General features: G+C 66.7%; 1 protein-coding gene and 1 pseudogene. Both read right to left on the bottom strand.

The window, feature by feature from the left end:
• A partial coding sequence (locus EN984_RS35905; RefSeq protein WP_164765980.1) for an ABC transporter permease occupies positions 1 to 784 on the bottom strand: 784 nt, incomplete at its 3' end.
• Positions 781 to 993 (bottom strand): annotated as a pseudogene (locus tag EN984_RS35900) (macrolide ABC transporter ATP-binding protein); the annotation flags it as partial. The pseudogene EN984_RS35900 and the gene EN984_RS35905, both read right to left, overlap by 4 nt.

The following is a 993-nucleotide window of genomic DNA, read 5'->3' as shown; positions in this document are numbered from 1 at the left end:
TGGCGAAATCGCTCTCGCGGTCGGGCGTGATGCGGCGCGCGTCTCGCAAGATGTCCTCGACGCGCGGCTGCAACTCGCTGGTCGGCGTGCGGTCGTCGGCGGCGATGTAGATGTTGTCGATGTCGCGGTTGCCGGCGATGCGGCGCTGATAGGCATGCAGCGGCATCAGCACGACATTGTCCTGGTCCTGGCCGAAGCCGGTATAGCCCTTGGGCTCGAGCAGGCCGATGATCTTGCAGGAGGTGCGGTTGACGCGGATGATCTCGCCCTCGGGATCGCCGGCGCCGAAGAACTGCTGGCGCACGGTCTCGCCGATCAGGCACACGCCTGTGCCCGAGCGGGTTTCGGAATCGCTGAACGGGCGGCCCGACACCAGCTTCCAGTCGCGCGCATCGAGATAGGCGCTGTCGGTGCCGGTGACGCCCGAGGTCAGGCTCTCGGTGCCGAAGATGACGCGGACCTGCTTTTGCGAGGCCGGCGAAATCGCGCGGGCACCGCTGAGATGCGCCACAAGTGCCGCAAGGTCCTTTTCCGCGAGCGGACGCACCACCTGGTCGAGCCCGCCCGGTCCGCCGGGACCGGCCGGACGGCCGGAGCGGACCACCAGCAGATTGCTGCCGAGCTTGGAGATGTCGGCCTTGACCTTTGCTGTGGTGCCCGAGCCGATGGTGAGCATGGCGATGACGGCGGCAACGCCGATGACGATGCCGAGCAGCGTCAGGAACGAGCGCAGCACATTGCGGCGGATCGAGCGCAGCGAGAGGCGGACGGTTTCCCAGATCATGGCTGTGCGATCTCCAGCTTCCTGGAATCCGAAGCGACATGGCCGTCGAGGAAGCGGATTGTGCGTTCGGCATATTCGGCGACGTCGGCCTCATGCGTGACCATGGCGATGGTCAGGCCAAGCTCGGTGTTGAGCCGGGTGAGCAGCTCCATGATCTCGTGCGTGCGGGCGGTGTCGAGATTGCCGGTCGGCTCGTCGGCGACGAGGAG

Origin of the sequence: Mesorhizobium sp. M7A.F.Ca.CA.004.12.1.1, from assembly GCF_003997835.1 — a bacterium.
GTDB lineage: Bacteria > Pseudomonadota > Alphaproteobacteria > Rhizobiales > Rhizobiaceae > Mesorhizobium.
This window is presented reverse-complemented; position numbering and strand designations above follow the sequence as displayed.